The sequence below is a fragment of the Planctomycetia bacterium genome (assembly GCA_034440135.1).
Lineage (GTDB): Bacteria > Planctomycetota > Planctomycetia > Pirellulales > JALHLM01 > JALHLM01.
In genome coordinates this window covers 1-2,675 of record JAWXBP010000308.1, presented here as the reverse complement: position 1 = coordinate 2,675, position 2,675 = coordinate 1, and the positions used below count along the sequence as shown (strand labels likewise).

4 protein-coding genes are annotated in these 2,675 nt (G+C 57.0%); all 4 read right to left on the bottom strand.

Features of this window, described 5'->3' with window-relative positions:
- The coding region (locus tag SGJ19_18525) for a glycoside hydrolase family 2 TIM barrel-domain containing protein (protein ID MDZ4782246.1) at window positions 1-439 on the bottom strand (439 nt) is incomplete at its 3' end.
- A 326-nt stretch (window positions 440-765) separates the two neighbouring features.
- Window positions 766-1,776, bottom strand: a complete 1,011-nt coding sequence (locus SGJ19_18520; protein ID MDZ4782245.1) for a calcium/sodium antiporter — start codon at window positions 1,774-1,776, stop codon at window positions 766-768.
- Between the two features lie 386 nt (window positions 1,777-2,162).
- The gene (locus tag SGJ19_18515; GenBank protein ID MDZ4782244.1) at window positions 2,163-2,489 is read right to left on the bottom strand and encodes a hypothetical protein; all 327 of its coding nucleotides are present in this window, start codon (window positions 2,487-2,489) and stop codon (window positions 2,163-2,165) included.
- On the bottom strand, window positions 2,486-2,675 hold a 190-nt coding region (locus tag SGJ19_18510; GenBank protein MDZ4782243.1), incomplete at its 5' end, for a hypothetical protein. The genes SGJ19_18515 and SGJ19_18510, both read right to left, overlap by 4 nt.

Sequence of the window (2,675 nt, the reverse complement as noted above, 5' to 3'; positions counted from 1 at the left end):
GATACGCTATCCCGCCGAACTCGCTCAGGAACACCGGCGAGCCATCGTACTTAAACCCGGGCGCCAAAGCCGCGCGGCCATTCCCAGGAAAATCGAACTGCTTCTGGCTCAAAACTCCGTACTTCTCGACCAGGCGTTCGCCGCGGGCGGCGTAGTCGTGGATGCCGAAGAGGTCCGTCACGTCCGTGTGCTCCCAGCCGTCGTTGTCGATTACCGGGCGGGTGGGGTTCAGGGACTTTGTCAGGTTGTAAAGAGCCTTCAAATGCTGGGTTTGGCGCGGGTCGGCGACATCACTGACGCCCCAGGATTCGTTGATGGGGATCCACATCACAATCGACGGGTGGTTGACGTCGCGCTCAACTGCCTCAATCCACTCGCGAGTGAAACGGGCGGCGTAGTCCTCATCGTAAAGATAGGCGTTGGCCATTTCGCTTGACACCAGAAACCCCATTTTGTCCGCCCAATAATAGTTGTTCGGGCAAGACGAATTGAATTCTGGCGACGGCCGGCGCACGACATCGTGACCACGGATCCTGGTAGGGGTCAAGTCGAACTCGAGTCGCTTTTTGTGAAGCTATCGGCCAGGAAGCGGAGTGTGCAGTAGACGGCGCAGGCTCCGGCTGGCCTGCGAGAAACCCAAAAAATTCTTTCCTCCCGTCTCGAATTCGTAAGCGCCATGAAGCCCAGCACCACGCATCCCCATGGAATGAGGATCTTAAAGCGCCGGAATCCTTCGCTGCTATGGATCGCCACTGCGTACCCCATTTACTTCGCGTAACTGACACCCGCGACTCTCCAGCCCAAATAAGCGATAAAAATGGCCATCAGGAAGGCTCCTTCTCCCCGCGTTATTGTTCGGCCGCTTCGAATCGCGATAGGCAAGAGAACCACGGACAGAAACGCCATCACCATCAAGTCGATGTGCCCGCCGGCCGGAATCGCAACGGGCCGAACCGTACTGACTATCCCGCCAATACAAAGCAGGTTGAACAGATTCGAACCGACGATGTTGCCAAGCGCAATATCTGCATCCCCTCGCCGCGCCGCCAGGATACACGTGGCTAACTCAGGGAGAGTCGTACCCAGCGATATCACCGTCAGTCCGATGACCGTTTCGGAAACGCCGATTCCCCGTGCAATCGCAACGGCATACTGGACCGTCCAATTTGCGCCTAACGAGACTCCGATGAAACCAGCCAGTGTAACGCCAATTTGAATCCAGAGAGACTTCGGCGCGGCGCGTGCCACCTCTTCGCGGACTTCGGCGATGAAAGCGTCGGAGTTGCCTGCGCCCCTCGCCTGCCGCGTCGTGTAGTACAGAAAAATGCAGAACAACAGCAGCAGAATTAGCCCATCGCCTCGGCGCCAGGTGTCCTGCGCTTCCGCATTTAGAAAACGGTCGCTCCCAAGGACAACAATCGCCGCGACGGCGACAATCAGCATCGGGATCTCCCTGGTAATCAGCGAGGCCTCCACCTTCATTGGACGGATCAATGCGGTCAATCCCAGGACGAAGCCGACGTTGACCAGGCAAGAACCGACGATGTTCCCGAAGGCCAGATCTGTTGAGCCCTGGTATGCGGAAATGGAATTGACGACCAATTCCGGGGTGCTGGTGCCGAACGCCACGACGGTCATGCCGATCACGATCTTCGGCACGCCAAGACTCTCGGCGATCGTAGATATGCCGTCCACGAAATAGCGAGCGGCCAGCAGAAGCAGGCCGAGCGAAGCTGCGAGCAACATGAAATCAGGCATTACGTTTTCAGGGTACATTGCCTCAGATGATTGCTGCACGACCCGAAGACCGAAACGAGAGCCTGTTGCCGCCTTGCCGCGCTGATGAACGCATCGTGCCAGAATTAAGGCGTGAAACGAATACTGCTTCCGCTTTATGTAGGAACGATTTCGGAACGGCAAGCCAGAATCGACAGTTCTCCTTGAGATTCGCCGTTAGTGAACCGACGATCACGCACTTTAATGACTGAAAACGCTTACCGACGGCGATAGCTGCGTCTTTCGTACTAAATAATCTCGCGCGATATCGCCCCTGGGCTCTCTGAATTCTCCAGTTACCGCGCGGGTACCGCGGGGCACCGAAACTCCAGACAATCCATGGCCACGTGCCACCATCTAATAGCTCGAACGGATTCAGGAAAGACTTATGGATTGCCCTGTCCCGAAAGGAGGGTGACCGAGTGGTTGACCGGCGGGGAGCCGGGCCTCCGTCTGAAACACAACGTCGGAATCAAGCTCTGGTTGGGAATGAGGGCGCCGTCGGGCAGGAACACACGAAGATGATATGGATCTCCGTCACTCGCTTTCCCGCTGGCGTTCTGTAGCTCGATCTCATCGGACAAGCCGCGGACTACGATCACCAGGTGCGTGTCAATCACGGAGGCGCCGATGTTCGTCAGCCGGTAGACATCCTGCTGCCGGCTGCCGTTTCTGTCGGAGCTGTTCCACACAATGTCCACTTGGCTCGTCACATCAAGAAACTCCAGTCCCAGGTCGCGCCGTTGAAGCCCATGTCCATGGTCATCTTGATGTCGTATTGGATGGCCGCGTCGGTGGGGGGCGTGATGGTTGATTCCATCCAGTAGCCCTGGTCGAGGACCATCTTCAAATAAGTCGGGCGCCCGTTCAGATGAAAGCGTCCGTTTTCGATATGAATG

Bases quoted from the DNA above. Each gene is read 5' to 3' on its own strand.
- SGJ19_18520 (MDZ4782245.1), bottom strand. From the start codon at position 1,776: ATGTACCCTGAAAACGTAATGCCTGATTTCATGTTGCTCGCAGCTTCG.